General features: G+C 71.0%; 16 protein-coding genes. 8 read left to right on the top strand and 8 right to left on the bottom strand.

Translation table 11 applies throughout. From position 1 onward, the window contains the following. The 5 genes from ABZE72_RS10810 to ABZE72_RS10790 all read right to left on the bottom strand — a co-directional run. Window positions 1–1,280: M48 family metallopeptidase (locus ABZE72_RS10810; protein ID WP_372729030.1), on the bottom strand; the 1,280-nt coding region annotated here is incomplete at its 3' end. Further along, window positions 1,277–2,494, bottom strand: a complete 1,218-nt coding sequence (locus ABZE72_RS10805; RefSeq protein ID WP_372729029.1) for a hypothetical protein — start codon at window positions 2,492–2,494, stop codon at window positions 1,277–1,279. The genes ABZE72_RS10805 and ABZE72_RS10810, both read right to left, overlap by 4 nt. 37 nt (window positions 2,495–2,531) lie before the next feature. After that, the gene (locus tag ABZE72_RS10800) at window positions 2,532–3,515 is read right to left on the bottom strand and encodes an NlpC/P60 family protein (RefSeq protein ID WP_372729028.1); all 984 of its coding nucleotides are present in this window, start codon (window positions 3,513–3,515) and stop codon (window positions 2,532–2,534) included. A 243-nt stretch (window positions 3,516–3,758) separates the two neighbouring features. Next, the gene (locus ABZE72_RS10795; protein ID WP_372729027.1) at window positions 3,759–3,965 is read right to left on the bottom strand and encodes a hypothetical protein; all 207 of its coding nucleotides are present in this window, start codon (window positions 3,963–3,965) and stop codon (window positions 3,759–3,761) included. An 84-nt stretch (window positions 3,966–4,049) separates the two neighbouring features. Next, window positions 4,050–4,301: a hypothetical protein gene (locus tag ABZE72_RS10790; RefSeq protein WP_372729026.1), complete on the bottom strand. Its 252-nt coding sequence runs from the start codon at window positions 4,299–4,301 to the stop codon at window positions 4,050–4,052. Window positions 4,302–4,388: 87 nt separating this feature from the next. Here ABZE72_RS10790 and ABZE72_RS10785 point away from each other — a divergent pair, with 87 nt between their 5' ends. From ABZE72_RS10785 to ABZE72_RS10770, 4 genes are read left to right on the top strand one after another with little or no spacing between them, the layout of a single operon-like run. Beyond that, the gene (locus ABZE72_RS10785; RefSeq protein ID WP_372729025.1) at window positions 4,389–6,170 is read left to right on the top strand and encodes a DEDD exonuclease domain-containing protein; all 1,782 of its coding nucleotides are present in this window, start codon (window positions 4,389–4,391) and stop codon (window positions 6,168–6,170) included. A 10-nt stretch (window positions 6,171–6,180) separates the two neighbouring features. Continuing rightward, window positions 6,181–6,459, top strand: coding sequence for an Lrp/AsnC family transcriptional regulator (locus tag ABZE72_RS10780; protein ID WP_372729024.1), 279 nt, complete (start codon window positions 6,181–6,183; stop codon window positions 6,457–6,459). A 5-nt stretch (window positions 6,460–6,464) separates the two neighbouring features. Next, window positions 6,465–7,094, top strand: a complete 630-nt coding sequence (locus ABZE72_RS10775) for a hypothetical protein (protein WP_372729023.1) — start codon at window positions 6,465–6,467, stop codon at window positions 7,092–7,094. Between the two features lie 3 nt (window positions 7,095–7,097). Then, window positions 7,098–8,516 carry a hypothetical protein gene (locus ABZE72_RS10770; RefSeq protein WP_372729022.1) on the top strand — a complete coding sequence of 473 codons (1,419 nt, stop codon included), beginning with the start codon at window positions 7,098–7,100 and terminating at the stop codon, window positions 8,514–8,516. A 17-nt stretch (window positions 8,517–8,533) separates the two neighbouring features. Here ABZE72_RS10770 and trpD read toward each other — a convergent pair whose 3' ends face one another. Genes trpD through ABZE72_RS10755 form a run of 3 tightly spaced genes read right to left on the bottom strand, consistent with a single transcriptional unit; the run spans window position 8,534 to window position 10,933 of the window. Continuing rightward, on the bottom strand, window positions 8,534–9,562 hold the full coding sequence (trpD, locus tag ABZE72_RS10765) for an anthranilate phosphoribosyltransferase (RefSeq protein ID WP_372729021.1): 1,029 nt from the start codon (window positions 9,560–9,562) through the stop codon (window positions 8,534–8,536). Continuing rightward, the gene (locus ABZE72_RS10760; protein WP_372729020.1) at window positions 9,562–9,984 is read right to left on the bottom strand and encodes a hypothetical protein; all 423 of its coding nucleotides are present in this window, start codon (window positions 9,982–9,984) and stop codon (window positions 9,562–9,564) included. Before ABZE72_RS10760 ends, trpD begins: the two co-directional genes overlap by 1 nt. A gap of 10 nt (window positions 9,985–9,994) precedes the next feature. Then, window positions 9,995–10,933 (bottom strand): cytochrome c oxidase assembly protein, encoded by a 939-nt coding sequence (locus ABZE72_RS10755; protein ID WP_372729019.1) that lies wholly within the window; start codon window positions 10,931–10,933, stop codon window positions 9,995–9,997. Between the two features lie 106 nt (window positions 10,934–11,039). Between ABZE72_RS10755 and ABZE72_RS10750 the strand changes: the two genes are divergently transcribed. From ABZE72_RS10750 to ABZE72_RS10735, 4 genes are all read left to right on the top strand, one after another. Further along, window positions 11,040–11,645: a heme-copper oxidase subunit III gene (locus ABZE72_RS10750; protein WP_372729033.1), complete on the top strand. Its 606-nt coding sequence runs from the start codon at window positions 11,040–11,042 to the stop codon at window positions 11,643–11,645. A 107-nt stretch (window positions 11,646–11,752) separates the two neighbouring features. Continuing rightward, a complete protein-coding gene (locus tag ABZE72_RS10745; protein WP_372729032.1) occupies window positions 11,753–12,556 on the top strand; it encodes a c-type cytochrome in 804 nt (267 codons plus the stop codon). Beyond that, a complete protein-coding gene (locus ABZE72_RS10740) occupies window positions 12,553–13,599 on the top strand; it encodes a Rieske 2Fe-2S domain-containing protein (protein ID WP_372729018.1) in 1,047 nt (348 codons plus the stop codon). Before ABZE72_RS10745 ends, ABZE72_RS10740 begins: the two co-directional genes overlap by 4 nt. Window positions 13,600–13,601: 2 nt before the next feature. Beyond that, complete coding sequence (locus ABZE72_RS10735; RefSeq protein WP_372729031.1) at window positions 13,602–15,344, top strand: cytochrome bc complex cytochrome b subunit; 1,743 nt, start codon at window positions 13,602–13,604, stop codon at window positions 15,342–15,344. Window positions 15,345–15,420 lie beyond the last annotated feature (76 nt).

Genomic DNA, 15,420 nt, shown 5'->3' with positions numbered 1-15,420 from the left:
TCCGGCACCGTCGGGTCGGGGGCCGGACGCTCCAGGTCGGGGCGCAGGAGCTCAGCGATGGCCACCCGGGTCAGCGCCGTCGGGTGGCTGCCGAACCAGATCTGCATCCAGGCCGGCGGCGTCGGATCCGCCAGTGAGCGCACCGAGAGCACCCGCTGCATCGAGATGAAGGCGTCCGGGTCGCCGGTGGCCTCCAGCGCGTCGACGTCCGCCCGCATCTCGATCTGCCGACTGACGCCGTTCTGCACCGGGCCGGCGAGCAGGGTGCCGAAGGACAGCAGCGCCAGCACGAGCGGCACCACGGCCGGGTCCGCCACCGAGAGCCCCCGTCCCGCTCCCCTGCCGCCGGACCGCCACCCCACCACGAGTGCCAGCAGGCCCACGGCGAGACCCGCCCCCAGGGCGCCGAGGACCGTTCCGACGACCACGTCCCGGTGCCGGGCATGGGCGAGCTCGTGGGCCACCACCGAGAGCGTCTGGTCGCGCGCCAGGCCGTCGACGAGCGTGTCGTAGACCACGACTCGCCGGGTACTCCCCCAGCCCGACACGTAGGCGTTGAGCGTCGTCGTACGGCGCGAGGCGTCCGCGACGAGGACGTCCTCGACCTGCACCTGCTCGCGGTCGGCCAGCTCCAGGATCTCGGTGCGCAGCTGACCTGCGGGCAGTGGCGTGAACTCGTTGAAGAGCGGCTCCACGACCACCGGGTAGACGAACGATCCGAGCAGCACCAGCACGCCCAGGCCGAAGCCGGCCACGGCGGGCCACGCCCGCCGCCACCGTCGGGCACACCCCACCAGCACCACCAGCGCCAGCCCGGTCGTCGCGGTCGCCACCAGCTGGGCGAGGGCCAGGTCCCGGGCGAAGCCCGTCCACGCCTGCTCGCTGAGCCCGTAGGCGAGCAGCTCGCGGCGGTGCAGCACCGACAGCGGCAGCGTGACCAGGCGGACCGCCAGCAGCACCCCGGCAACGGCGAGCAGGACACGCCACCACCAGGGGCCACGCGTTCGGTCCACGAGGCGGCGACCCACGGCACCGAACCCGAGCCAGCCCGTCACGGCCAGGGACAGCAGCAACGAGGCCCAGCTCCACCGACGGACTGCCCGGGAGAACTCCTCGGCCTGCTCGATCTCGTCGGCGCTCAGCAGCGACCCCGGCGCGGCCGGGGCAGGCACACCGCCCGGTACGGGCTGCCACGGCACCCACCACAGCGCCAGCACCGCCAGGACCAGGGCGCTGCCCAGGCTCAGGAGTACGGCGGTGCGCCGGTCGGGGTGGGTCACGCCGCCAAGTCTGACAGCGTGGCCTGCCATCGACGGGTCAGCTCCGCCGGCCCGAGCCCGAAGATCTCCCGCAGGGCCCCCGCCAACGGACGCCCGGCGTCGACCTCCGCGTAGAGCCGCACCAGGGCCTCCTCGCCGCCGAGCTCGGCGAGCAGACGGCAGGCGAGCCAGGCGGCCTCGTAGGCGGCCCCCAGGTGCGTGGTCGTGGTGTCGAACTCGGCTGCTCCGGGCAGAGCCGCCGGGACGCCGTCGCGTCGCACCTGGCGAATGATCTGGCCTGCCGTGGTGCTCAGCGGCAGGTCCACGTCGCGCAGGGCGATGTAGTCGGCGAACCCCTCGACCAGCCACAGCGGCAGCGTGCTCAGGGCCGCCTCGGTGGCGACGTGCGCGGCCTCGTGGCTCATCACCACCTGCGCGCCACGTCGCTGGAGCCGGCCGAAGACCTCCGGGTTCACGAAGACGTGGACCGGCGCATCGCTGGCGAGCGAGCCGTCCACGGTGGTGGTCACGGCAGCGACACCGGCGTACTCCCCCGGGGCCGCGTCGAGGGCCCGGTCGAGGCCCGCAGCCGACGCCGGCACCTCGACGACGAGCAGCGGCTGCCAGTCTGCGAGCACCTGTCGGACGTCCGGGACCGCCGCGCGAGCCCGTCGGGCGTAGGCGTCGGCCGTCGAGGCGGAGGTGGCCGCCACCACGAGCGTGGTGGGACCCCGGCGCACCTGCACCGGTCCGCTGAGCCAGACCGGGGTGCGCAGGTCGCCCCCTCCGACCTCGGCGATCGTCGCCTCACCGTCGGGACTCTCCGGTGCCTCGAAGCTCACCTGGACCTCCGCCCGGGCGGGCACCGGGTCGAAGCGGGCGAACTGCCAGCGGACGTCGACGGAGGCCGACCAGGATCCGTCGGGCTCCACGCCGCCGGTCTCGTCGACGTAACGCAGGGCGAAGTTGCGCACCCGCAGGGCGCGGGCGTTACTGGCGATCGAGGCGAGGAGCTCGCCGGCGGCGGGGTTCGACGCCGGGGCGAGCTCGCGTGCGGCTCGTGGATCACCGCGGCGTACGGCCTGCTCCAGCCGCTGCAGGGTCTGCGCCGCCAGCGCCGGCTGGGACCGCGGGGCGAGGTCGGCGGGCCGGGGCGCGACGTAGGGCCCGGTGTCCAGGACCCGCCAGGCCACCAGACCGACGACGAGCAGCAGGGACAACGAAAGGCCGGCCACCCACCACCGTGGACGGCCGGCCTTCGAGGTCGGTCGGTCAGCCAGGACGGACCGCGCCGACGTACGGCATCGAGTAGAGCCCGGTCACGCGAACCCCGGAGCGGGGGTTGGCCGCGTCGACGATCATGCCGTTGCCGATGTACATGCCGACGTGGCTGATCGGGCTGTAGTAGAAGACGAGGTCACCGGGGCGCAGGTCGCTGGCCGCGATGCGCGGACCCGAGCTGTACTGGGCACCCGAGGAGTGCGGCAGGGAGACGCCCGCCTGGGCCCAGGCCATCATCGTCAGGCCCGAGCAGTCGAAGGAGTTCGGGCCGGCGGCGCCGTACACGTAGGACTTCCCGACCTGGGCCATCGCGTAGCGGACAGCCGCGGCGGCACGGCCGGAGACGGGGACGTCGGTGGGGACCCGCGCGGAGTCGCGGGAGACCATCGCCTCGCGCTCCTCGGCCTCGAGCCTGCTGAGCAGCGACTTGGCCTCGGCCAGCTTGTCCTCGATGGTCTTCTGCTCGGCCGCCAGACGACGCTCGGTGGCCGCCACCTGGTCGGCGCGCTTCTCGGTCGCCTCACGGCGGATCTGGAGCGCCTTGCGCTCGGTGGAGAACTCGCCGAGGAGCTGGGACTGGACGTCGTTGAACGCCGACATCGTCGAGAGCTCGGCCAGGAAGGCACCGGGGTCCTCGGAGACGACGACCTGGCCGACCACCGAGAGGTTCCGGCCCTCGTACTGCCGCAGGATCGACTCCTGCACCTGCGCCCGGACACGCTGGAGGCGCTCGTCCTGACGGGTCTGGTCGGCCTTCAGGCTCGACAGGTCGCTGCGCAGCTCCGCGAGCTCGATGCGAGCGTCGTTGAAGCGCTCGGAGGCCTGCTCGGCCTCGTGGTAGAGCCGGTCGACGCGCGTCTTCACGTCGTCGATCCGGGGCTCGGCCTGCGCGGACGTGGTGGGCACGAGACCCACGACGGTCGCCAGCGCGAGAGCAGAGAGGGCGGTGATGAGTCGGTTCCGGCCGTTGAGCACGAGCGGGACGGTCTCCCTTGTGAGTCTGACGCGCGCCCGAGTCGTCGACGACGACCGGGACTCAGCGCGGTGCTCGCGCGGACCTGGACTGGCCCACTCCCACGAGCACCTGAGCGACTCAGGATAGGTCTCGAGCCGTGGCTCGCCAAACCCCCGCAACGGTGTCGTGGCGTGTTTTCGCCCACCCGGCGACACGCAGGGCGTACCGCGTCACACCAGCCCCACTTGTCACACCCGGTCTGGTCAGGCCGACTCCACCTCGCGCCCCGGCATCGGCTGGATCAGCCGCAGCGGGGGCACCAGCCCTCCCTCGGCCAGGACGTCGAGCGCTCGGCGCTCGTCGTCGTCGATGGTGAGCAGCTCGGGCGGCGGGCCCAGGAGCACGGTCACCACGCAGTCGTGGCAGGACAGGCCCCGCACCACACAGGTGTCGCAGTCGATTCTCGTCATGTTCGCGACGCTCCCAGCGACCACCGACAGTCCGCGGCGGGGCGGCCGAATCCCGGCGTGTCGGGCGTGTCGCGGCGTGTCGGCCTACCTGCCGTCCGGCTCGGTCGCGGCGGGCCGGACGACCAGCTCGATCGCGTCGGCTCGCCCGCACCAGCGGCAGGTCACGCTCTCCACGACCTGGTCCTCGACCACGCTCTCCTCGACCGCATGCCCGCCGGCCAGGTCGAAGTGCCAGAACTCCGCGGTCCGGGCGGTCCTGACGACGTCGAACCGGGTGAGGTTGCCGCATCCCGCGCAGCGCCAGCGCTGGCTGGCATCAGGGATCAGGGTGCTCACGCTCAATTCCTTCCACGGTCGGGCGGCCCCCACCCTAGTCCGCGCGTCGGCCCCGGATTGTCGGTGGCCGCGCCTAGCGTCGTCGTCATGAGCAGGGCCGGCCAGGGTGCGAGCTCCCCGTGGGAGACGCAACGCAGTTTCGACGAGCTGGGTCGACCCCTGCGCGACATCACCTTCTGCGTCGTCGACCTCGAGACCACCGGGGGCTCCGCCGAAGGTGGCTCGATGATCACCGAGATCGGCGCGGTGAAGGTGCGCGGGGGCGAGGTGCTGGGCGAGTTCCAGACCCTGGTCAACCCGCACAGCGAGATCCCGGCCTTCATCGCGGTCCTGACCGGCATCAGCAACTCCATGGTCCGCGACGCCCCCGGGATCGAGTCCGCCCTGCCCGCCTTCCTCGAGTTCGCCGCCGGGTGCGTCCTGGTCGCCCACAACGCGCCGTTCGACGTGGGCTTCCTCAAGCACTTCGCCGCCCGGCAGGACCGGGCCTGGCCCCGCTTCGAAGTCCTCGACACCGCCAAGCTGGCCCGCCGGGTGATCACCCGCGACGACGCCCCGAACTGCAAGCTCTCCTCCCTCGCGCGGGTCTTCAACTCCACCACCACCCCCAACCACCGGGCCCTGTCCGACGCGCGTGCCACCGTGGACGTCCTGCACGGCCTGATGGAGCGCCTCGGCGACCTGGGGGTGCACACCCTCGAGGAGCTGCAGACCTTCTCGTCGCGGGTCAGCACCGCCCAGCGCAAGAAGCGCCACCTCGCCGAGTCACTCCCCCACGCTCCGGGTGTCTACCTGTTCCGCGACGACCGCTCGCGGGTCCTCTACGTCGGCACCTCCCGCGACCTGCGGGCCCGGGTCCGCTCCTACTTCACCGCCTCCGAGACCCGCTCCCGGATGGGCGAGATGGTGGGAATCTCGAGCACGGTCACCGGCATCGAGTGCGCGACCGCCCTGGAGGCCGAGGTGCGCGAGCTCCGGCTGATCGCCGAGCACAAGCCGCGCTACAACCGCCGCTCCCGCTTCCCAGAGAAGGTGCACTTCGTCAAACTGACCCGGGAGACCTGGCCGCGGCTCTCCCTGGTCCGCCGGGTGCTGGCCGACGACGCCGACTACCTGGGCCCCTTCTCCTCGCGCAAGGCGGCCGAGAAGGCGCTCGCCGCGCTGCACGACACGTTCCCGGTCCGCCAGTGCTCCGAGCGGCTGGCCCGCCAGCCCTCCCGAGCGGCCTGCGTGCTCGCCGAGATGGATCGCTGCCTGGCCCCCTGCGACGGCAGCGTCGACGAGACGACGTACGCCGCTCTCGTCCAGCGTCTGCGCGAGAGCCTGCTGCACCGCCCCGACGAGGTCGTGGAGGCGATCAACACCCGGATGGCGTCGCTGGCCGAGGACGAGCGGTTCGAGGAGGCCGGCCAGCACCGTGACCGGCTCGCCGCGTTCATCCGTGCCGCGCACCGGACCCAGCGCCTCTCTGCGCTGACCCGGTGCCCGGAGGTCGTCGCCACCCGCAAGGAGGACGACGGCCGCTGGGCCGTGCACGTCGTCCGCTTCGGCCGCCTGGCCGCAGCAGGGGTCATCCCGCCCGGCGCGGACGCCCGACAGTTCGTCAGCGAGCTGCGGGCCAGTGCTGAGACCGTCACGACCGCGCCCGGGCCGGTGCCCGCGGCCACTGCCGAGGAGTCCGAGAAGGTGCTGCGCTGGCTGGAGTCCCCGGGGCTGCGACTGGTGGACGTGGTCGGCGAGTGGACCTGCCCGGTCGCCGGCGCGACCCGGCACCTCGCCCTGCACGACGCGGTGCACCAGTCCCGGTTGTCGCTGGTCCCCTTCGGCGAGCGTCGCGACCTTTCGCCCGTGCACCAGCCGGTTCGTTAGGGTCAGGCCCATGATCACCGCCATCGTGTTCGTCAAGGCCGACGTCGCCCGGATCCCCGAGGTCGCGGAAGCGATCGCCGCCCTCGACGGCATCAGCGAGGTGTACTCGGTGACCGGTCAGATCGACCTGATCGCGCTGGTCCGCGTCCGCGACCACGACGACGTCGCCTCGGTGGTGGCGGACCGGCTCAACAAGGTGCCCGGCGTCACCTCGACCGAGACGCACATCGCCTTCCGTGCCTACTCTCGCCACGACCTGGAGTCCGCCTTCTCCCTCGGCCTGGACTGAGAACGATGTCCTGGCTGGAGGCCCACTGGCTCGACATCCTCGGCTGGGGCGGCAGCGCCCTGCTGGTCTTCTCGTTGCTGCAGGCGCGCGTGCTCCGCTTCCGCGTGCTCAACCTGATCGCCTGCCTGATTCTGCTCGTCTTCAACGCGCTGCTGCTGATCTGGCCGATGGTCGGCATGAACCTCGTCCTGGCGTTGATCAACATCTGGTTCATCGTCAAACTCACCAGCCAGCGCCACGACGAGGCGGCGTTCGAGGTGATCGAGGTGGGTCCGGCCGACGAGTACCTGCGCCACCTGCTCCGCGTCCACGGCGCCGACATCCTGCGCTTCCAGCCCGACTTCCTCTGGGACCCCACCGACGAGCGCGGGCTCGCGTTCCTCGTCCTGCGCGGCGACGAGACCGTCGGGGTGGTGCTCCTGCACCGTGACGGCGACGTCGCCCGCGTTCTCCTCGACTACGTGACCCCGCGTTATCGGGACTTCTCCCCCGGCGAGTTCGTCTGGCGGCGCAGCGGACTGCTCAGCGACCACGGGTTCTCCACGGTCATCACACCCCCGAAGATGCTCGGCGCCTACTACGGCCAACTCGGCTTCAGCCGCCACGGCGACTCCTACGAGCTCGCCGTCGACTGACCGATGAGCGGGCAGCGCGCCTTCGACGCCGGGACCCCCCGGCTGCGGCTCGCGCTCCCGCTGCTCCTCCTCGTCGGCATTTTGCTGGCCCTGGTGCGACGCACGGCCGTGCCGCTGCCGAATCCGGACACCTACTTCCACCTGCGCTTCGGCCGCGAGTTCCTCGCGGGCTGGTCCCCGAGCGACCCCGGCAGCGTGAGCAGCTTCGCTACCGCGGACTGGCGCCCCACCCAGTGGCTCAGCCAGGTCGTCATGGCAGCAGGCGAAAGGACCTTCGGGCTGCCGGGAGTCGCCTGGCTGTCCGGCCTGCTGCTGCTCGCGCTCACCTTCGCGCTGTACGTCGCCACGCGTCGCCGAGCCGACCCCATCGCCGCAGTCCCCGTGACAGCACTGGCCCTGATCGCCTGCGGCCCGGCGCTGGGCATGCGCCCGCAGGTGCTCAGCTTCGTGCTCAGCGTGGTCGTCGTGTCCGCCTGGCTGCGCGCCCAGGACGACCACCGGGTGCGCTGGTGGCTGGTGCCGGCGACCTGGCTCTGGGCGATGCTGCACGGGATGTGGCCCTTGGCGTTGGTGATCGGCGGCTGCGCGGTGCTCGGGATGGCCCTCGACGGCGGACTCCCCCGCCGCAGGCTGGCGGCGCACGCAGCGGTCCCCCTCCTCTCGGCAGCCGCGGCCTTCCTCACCCCGGTGGGCCCGGGGCTGGTCGGCGCCGTGGTGGGCGTGGGGTCACGCCGGGAGTTCTTCGTCGAGTGGGGTCCGCCGAGCCTCCTCACCCCCGCGGGGCTCGGATTCGCGGTCCTGTTCGCCGCCCTGCTCGCCAGCGAGCTGAGGGGGCCGCGCACGCCAGCCGGCCGGATCCTGTGGATCCTGCTGGCGCTGGCCCTGGCGGCGTACTCGGCCAGGACGCTGCCGCTCGCGGCCCTGCTGATCGCCCCCCTGACGGCTGCCGCGCTCCAGCAGCAGCTTCCCGTTCGTCGACCGCCCGGTCGCGGCGAGCAGGCGGTCGTCGGGACGTCGTTCGCGGGGAGTCTGCTGCTGCTCGCCTTCCTGGTCCCGCACACCTCCGCCGACCCTCCCGGCCAGCCCGACTGGATGGACCCGGCCCTGGGCTCGCTGCCGGCCGGGACGCCGGTGCTCAACGAGACGGTCTCCGGCGGCTACCTGATGTGGCGCTTCCCGCAACTGGACCTCGTCATGCACGGCTACGGCGACACCTTCACGATCCCGGAGCTGCGCCGCAACGCCCGGATCCTGACCCTCGAGCCGGGCTGGCGGGACCTGGTCGCCGAGACCGGTGCGCGGTACGCCGTCCTGGACCCGGAGACACCGCTGGCCCACGCCCTCGTCCGTTCCGAGGGATGGCAGGTGCTGCACCGCTCCGCGGAGGTCGAACTGCTGGGGGCTCCGGGCGTGGCTCGCTGACACCCCCGGCGGGCCGGTCAGGCGGCGGAGGCAGCGATCCACTTCTCCAGGACTGCCGCCGCAGCCCCGGTGTCGATCGACGCCCGCGCCCGTTCGATGCCGGCCGCCAGTGCCTCGCCGGGCGCGCGCGTCGGCTCGTCGTGCACGGCGAGAGCGGCGCCGGCGTTGAGCAGGACGGCGTCCCGCACCGGCCCCGACTCCCCCTGGAGCACCCGGCGCACGACGGCGGCGTTGTGGGCGGCGTCCCCGCCGCGCAGCGCCTCGACGCCGCTGAGCCCGAACCCGTATTCGCGGGGGTCGAGGGTGGCGGTGCGCACCTGACCGTCGTGGACCGTCCACAGTGAGGACGTGGTCGTGGTGGTGATCTCGTCGAGCCCGTCGTCGCCGCGGAAGACCCAGGCATCGACACCGCGCCGCGCGAAGACGCCGGCCATCACCGGCGCCATCCGGGCATCGGCGCAGCCGATCGCCTGGGCGCCCGGCCGCGCCGGGTTGGCCAGCGGACCGAGGACGTTGAACGTGGTGGCGATGCCCAGCTCACGGCGCGGTACGGCGGCGTGGCGCATGGCCGGGTGGAAGGCAGCCGCGAAGCAGAAGGTGATGCCGGCCTCGACGGCGACCTCGGCCACCCGGGCCGCGGCGAGGTCGAGGCGGATGCCCAGGGTCTCGAGCACGTCGGCGGAGCCCGAGGTCGAGGAGGCGGACCGGTTGCCGTGCTTGACCACCCGGGCACCGGCTCCGGCCGCGACGATGGCGGACATGGTGGAGATGTTCACCGACATGGAGCGGTCCCCGCCGGTGCCCACCACGTCGAGCAGCCGGCCGGGGACGTCGATCGGCGTGGCGACCGCGTACATCGCCTCGACCAGGCCGGAGACTTCGTCGATGGTCTCGCCCTTGGCCCGCAGGGCGACCGCGAAGCCGGCGATCTGGGCCGGGCTGGCCTCGCCGCCCAGGATCTGTCCCATCGCCCAGGCTGCCTGCTCCCCGGTGAGGTCGCGGCGCGCCACGAGCGAGCCGAGAACGTCGGCCCAGGTCGGAGCCATCAGGTGGTGGCAGGCACGCGTGCGCGCAGCAGGGAGACCACGGACTCGGCGAGCTGGATCGGGTCGAGCGGGTGGGGCACCGCCGCGTCCGCGCGCGACCAGGTCGCCAGCCAGGCGTCCTGCGGCCGACCCGTCAGCACCAGCAGCGGCGGGCACTGGAAGATCTCGTCCTTGAGCTGCTTGGCGATGCCCAGGCCACCGGCGGGCACGGCCTCCCCGTCGAGGATCGCGAGGTCGATCCGCCCGCTGTCCATGTGCTGGATCACCACGGGCTCGGTCGCTACCTCGACGTACTCCAGCTCGGGCAGGTCCGGGTGCGGCCGTCGGCCCAGCGCCAGGATCACCTGCTGCCGGGTGTTGACGTCGTCGCTGTAGACGAGCACCTGCAGGTTTGCGGTCTTCGATGCGGTCGAGTCACTCACGGCCGCGATGCTACCGCTCACCGTCGGCAGCGCGCTGGCGCGCCTCCATCAGATCGAGTCGCCGATCCTCACGGGCCGCCTCGCGCAGCGAGGAACGCACCCACTGGGTGAAGAGGACTCCGAAGAAGACCAGTCCGATCAGGTCGCCGGAGCCCCAGAGGATTCCCCCGGCCAGGTGCTGGTCGTCCATCGGGTCGGGCAGCCAGGCACCCATCGGTCCCTCGCTCAGTGCCGGGTACCAGTCTCCGCCGATCAGGGTCGACTGGTCCATGATCGTCACGCCGAGGAACGCGTGGAACGGCAGGGTCAGCACCACGATCAGCACCCGGAACGGATAACCCACCCGTCCGGGCACCGGGTCGATCCCCATCAGCGGCCAGAAGAAGAGCGTGCCGACCAGGACCAGGTGCACGTGCATCATCTCGTGCACGAACACCGACTGCAGCGAGGCGTCGTACCAGGCGGTGAAGTAGAGCAGCCAGGGCGAGATGACGTAGAGGCCGAAGACGAGCGGTGGGAACGAGAGCACCCGGGCCAGGCGCGAGTGCAGCAGCCGCAGGAGCTGCCGGCGCGGGCCGGCCGGCAGGGTCCGCAACGCCAGGGTGACCGGGGCCCCGAGCGCGAGGGCGAGCGGGACCAGCATCGAGAGCACCATGTGCTGGACCATGTGCACGCTCAGCAGGGTGCGGTCGTAGGCGCCGAGGCCGGACATGGTAGCGAGCGCGAAGGCACCCATGCCGACCACCACGAACGACAGCGTCCGGCCGATCGGCCAGGCGTCGCCCCGGCGGTGCAGCACGGCCACTCCGAGCAGGTAGAGACCGACCGCCCAGACCGTGATCACGAAGGGCAACGGCTCCAGCGACCAGTCGGTGAACACCCTGCCGAGAGTGAACCTGGGCAGGGTGGGCAGCGGCTCCGCGAGGAGGTTGAGGGAAGGGCCCAGCACAGTGTGAACAATATGACGTCGAAAACGAGGGGGTCGGGGTGCCCTCCGTCTCCGGCCACGACATAATGGCTGCGTGGCGACAGCAACTGCGATTCCGGCATCCCGTCTGCACGGGCACCACGACCGTCCGAGCATGGTCAGCGTGGGCACGATCATCTGGCTCTCCAGTGAGCTGATGTTCTTCGCCGCGCTCTTTGCCTCGTACTTCACGATCAGGGCGGTCAGCCCGGATCTGTGGGCGTCCAACACCGAGATGCTCAACGTCCCCTTCGCGGCTGCGAACACCACGATCCTCGTGCTGTCCTCGCTCACCTGCCAGCTCGGCGTCTTCGCTGCCGAGCGCGGTCAGGTGGGTCGCACCGGCTCCCTGTTCCAGGTCAAGGGCTGGGGCCTGCGCGAGTGGTTCGTGCTCACCTACGTGATGGGCGCGATCTTCATCGGCGGCCAGGCCACCGAGTACGTCGAGCTCGTGCACCAGGGCATGACCATGCAGGACTCGGCCTACGGCTCGATGTTCTACCTCACCACCGGCTTCCACGGTCTGCACGTGACCGGCGGTCTGATCGCCTTCCTGTTCGTCCTCGGACGCACCTACCTGGCACGACGCTTCACCCACGAGCAGGCGGTCAGCGCCATCGTCGTGTCGTACTACTGGCACTTCGTCGACGTGGTGTGGATCGGCCTGTTCGCCATGATCTACCTCATCAAGTAGCCCGCTCCCAGTTCCGCCAGGACTCCCAGCAAGGACTCAATGTGCGTCTCCTGAACCGATCCGCAGGTCGACTCTCCCGGCACCGCCGCGGACCGCTCGCCGGGCTGATGGTGCTGCTCCTCGGGCTGCTGTTCACCGGCACCCTGTACACCGCCTTCGCCCCCGCCCAGGCCGAGCAGGCCGAGTCGGACGCCGCCCAGGTGGCCAAGGGCCGTGAGCTGTTCCTCGTCGGCTGCTCCTTCTGCCACGGGCAGAACGGCGAGGGCATCCGGACCCAGAACGGCAACCAGATCGGTCCCCCGCTGGTGGGCGTCGGCGCCGCAGCCGTCGACTTCCAGGTGGGCACGGGTCGCATGCCGATGGCGCAGCCCGGCGTGCAGGCCCCCCGCAAGGCCGTGGCCTACACCGAGGAGGAGACCGCCCAGCTCGCTGCGTTCGTGGCCTCGCTCGGCCCCGGCCCGGCGATCCCGACCAAGGACGACTACAGCATCGAGGGTCTCTCCGAGGAGGAGCGCCAGGAGGCGGTCGTCCGCGGTGGCCAGATCTTCCTGACCAACTGCACCGCCTGCCACAACTTCGAGGGCTCCGGCGGCGCCATGCCCCGCGGCGGTTACGCGCCGAAGATCCGTGGTGTCGAGCCCAAGTACATCTACGAGGCCATGCTGACCGGCCCGCAGGCCATGGACAGCTTCTCCAACGGCAACCTCTCGCCGGAGGAGAAGCGCGACGTCATCGCCTACCTCGGTGCCCTCGAGGACCAGCCGGGCTACGGCGGCTTCGGCCTCGGCGGCCTCGGCCCGGTCAGCGACGGCCTCTGGGCCTGGCTGATCGGCATCGGCTCCCTGGTCGGCTTCGCCGTCTGGATCGCCGCTCACACGACCCGTTCGACGAAGAAGAAGGTGGCCGCGTGAGCGACTCCCCCGAGCACCTGCCGGCCACGGTGGCCGACGACCCGATCGCGAACCCGGGTCTCCCGGAGCACCAGTGGCGTCCCACCGACGTGGACCCGGCGGCCGAGAAGCGCGCCGAGCGCCAGGTGGCAGCGATGTTCGTGCTGTCGATGGTCTGCGCCGTCCTGTTCCTGGTCAGCTACTTCACGTTCGAGATCGGTGAGACCACCGACACGATCATGGGCCTGGGCGCCTCGCACGTGACCCTGGGCGTCACCCTGGGCGGTGCCCTGCTGCTGATCGGCATCGGCATCATCCAGTGGGCGCGCAAGCTCATGGGCGACCACGAGATCATGGAGATGCGTCACCCGGCCGCTTCCTCCCCCGAGGACCGCGAGGCCACGCTGGCCGCGCTGGACGCCGGGTTGGCGGAGTCCGGGATCGGCCGTCGCCCGTTGGTGCGCAACACGCTGATCGGTGCGGTCGGTCTGCTCGGCCTGCCGGCCGTGGTGCTGCTGCGCGACCTGGGCCCGCTGCCCGGCGACAAGCTCCTGCACACGGTCTGGGAGAAGGGCATGCGCGTCGTGCGCGACGTGGTCGGCACCCCGATCAAGCCCTCCGACCTCGAGATCGGTGACTTGGTCAACGCCGAGCCCGCGATCGTCTTCGCGACCGACGAGGAGGGCGAGCACGTCCTCGAGGGCGTCGAGCTCCACGTCGCCAAGTCCAAGGCCGCCGTGATCCTGCTCAAGATGGAGCCCGAGGACATCATCCCCGGCAAGGATCGTGACAACTGGACCGTCGGCGGAATCGTCTGCTACTCCAAGATCTGCACGCACGTGGGCTGCCCGATCTCGCTGAACGAGCGGACCACCCACCACCTGCTCTGCCCCTGCCACCAGTCGACCTTCGACCTCGCCGACTCCGGCAAGGTCGTCTTCGGCCCGGCCGCCCGGGCACTCCCCCAGCTGCCGCTGGCGGTCGACGCCGAGGGTTACCTCGTGGCGCAGAGCGACTTCACCGAACCCGTCGGACCGAGCTTCTGGGAGCGTGACTCCGAATGAGTATGGACACGAGCAAGGTCGCGACGAGCAACTCGTCGACGGCGGCTCCTGCCGCCAAGCCGGGCAAGGTGGGTGCGGTCGCGAACTGGGCCGACGAGCGCCTCGGCCTCGCCACCGCGATGAAGAAGAACCTGCGTAAGGTCTTCCCGGACCACTGGTCCTTCATGCTCGGCGAGATCGCCCTGTGGAGCTTCGTCGTCCTGCTGCTGACCGGCGTGTTCCTCACGCTGTGGTTCACGCCCAGCATGGGTGAGATCACCTACCAGGGCTCCTACGACGAGCTCCGCGGCGTGCACATGTCCGAGGCGATGGCCTCGACGATGAACATCTCGTTCGACGTGCGCGGCGGCCTGCTGATGCGCCAGATGCACCACTGGGCGGCCATGCTCTTCATCGCCTCGATGATGATCCACCTGCTGCGGGTCTACTTCACGGGCGCGCACCGCAAGCCCCGCGAGCTCAACTGGGTGATCGGCTGCCTGCTGCTCCTGCTGGGCACCCTGGAGGGCTTCACCGGCTACTCGCTCCCCGACGACCTGCTCTCCGGCACCGGCGTCCGCGCCGCGGACGGCTTCATGAAGTCGATCCCGGTCGTCGGCACCTACCTCTCGTTCTTCCTCTTCGGGGGCGAGTTCCCGGGCGAGTCGATCATCCCGCGGCTCTTCACCGCCCACGTGCTGCTGATCCCCGGCCTGCTGCTCGCCCTGATCGCGGCGCACATGCTGCTGCTCGTCTACCACAAGCACACCCAGTGGGCCGGCCCCGGCCGCACCGAGGAGAACGTCGTCGGTTTCCCGATGCTCCCCGTGTACGCCGCCAAGGCCGGTGGCTTCTTCTTCATCGTCTTCGGTGTCACCGCCCTGATGGGTGCGCTGATCTCGATCAACCCGGTGTGGAAGTACGGCCCCTACGACCCGACCAAGGTCACCGCGGGCTCGCAGCCCGACTGGTACATGGGATGGCCCGACGGCGCACTGCGCATCATGCCCGGCTGGGAGTCCGCCTTCATGGGCGTCACGCTCTCCTGGAACGTCTTCCTGCCGATCATCGTGCTGCCGGGTCTGATGTTCACGATCCTGCTGCTGCTGCCTTTCATCGAGGCCTGGATCACCGGCGACAAGCGGGACCACCACCTGCTCCAGCGTCCGCGCAACGCCCCGACCCGGACCGCCACTATGGTGGCGCTGATGACCTTCTACGGTCTGATGTGGGCCGCCGGCGGCAACGACATCATCGCGATCCTGCTCGACCTGAGCATCAACCAGATCACGTACTTCATGCGAGTCGCGGTCTTCGTCGGCCCGGTGATCGCGTTCATGATCACGCGACGTTGGTGCATCTCGCTGCAGCGCCACGACAACGAGACGCTGCTGCACGGGTACGAGACCGGCATCATCATGCGGTCCCCGGAGGGTGGCTACACCGAGCGGCACCTGCCGATCTCGGAGTCCAGCGCCTACACGATGACGGCCCGCGACCGGGACGAGGTCTACGAGCTCGAGTCGGAGCGGGACGCCAACGGTGTGGCGGCGCCGGGCGGTCGCCTGAACAAGCTGCGGGCGAAGCTGTCCCGGCTGATGTACGCCGACAACGTGCAGAAGCCGACCCGCGAGGAGCTCGAGGCGGCCCACCACCACGCCGAGCACGAGCACGCGCTCCAGGCTCCGATGGAGGGCCACTCGGCCGACGGTCACCAGTTCGACGGCCACCACTCGGTCGAGGACGAGACGCTGCGCTCGCACTGACGGACGTCGTACGACGAGCACTGCCCCGCCGGGGGATCTCCGGCGGGGCAGTGTTCATTTCAAAGCAGTGTTCATT

This window comes from Nocardioides sp. (assembly GCF_041600255.1).
Taxonomy (GTDB): Bacteria; Actinomycetota; Actinomycetes; order Propionibacteriales; family Nocardioidaceae; genus Nocardioides.
The sequence above is the reverse complement of the archived record's forward strand: the minus strand, read 5'-3'. Positions and strand labels throughout refer to the sequence as shown.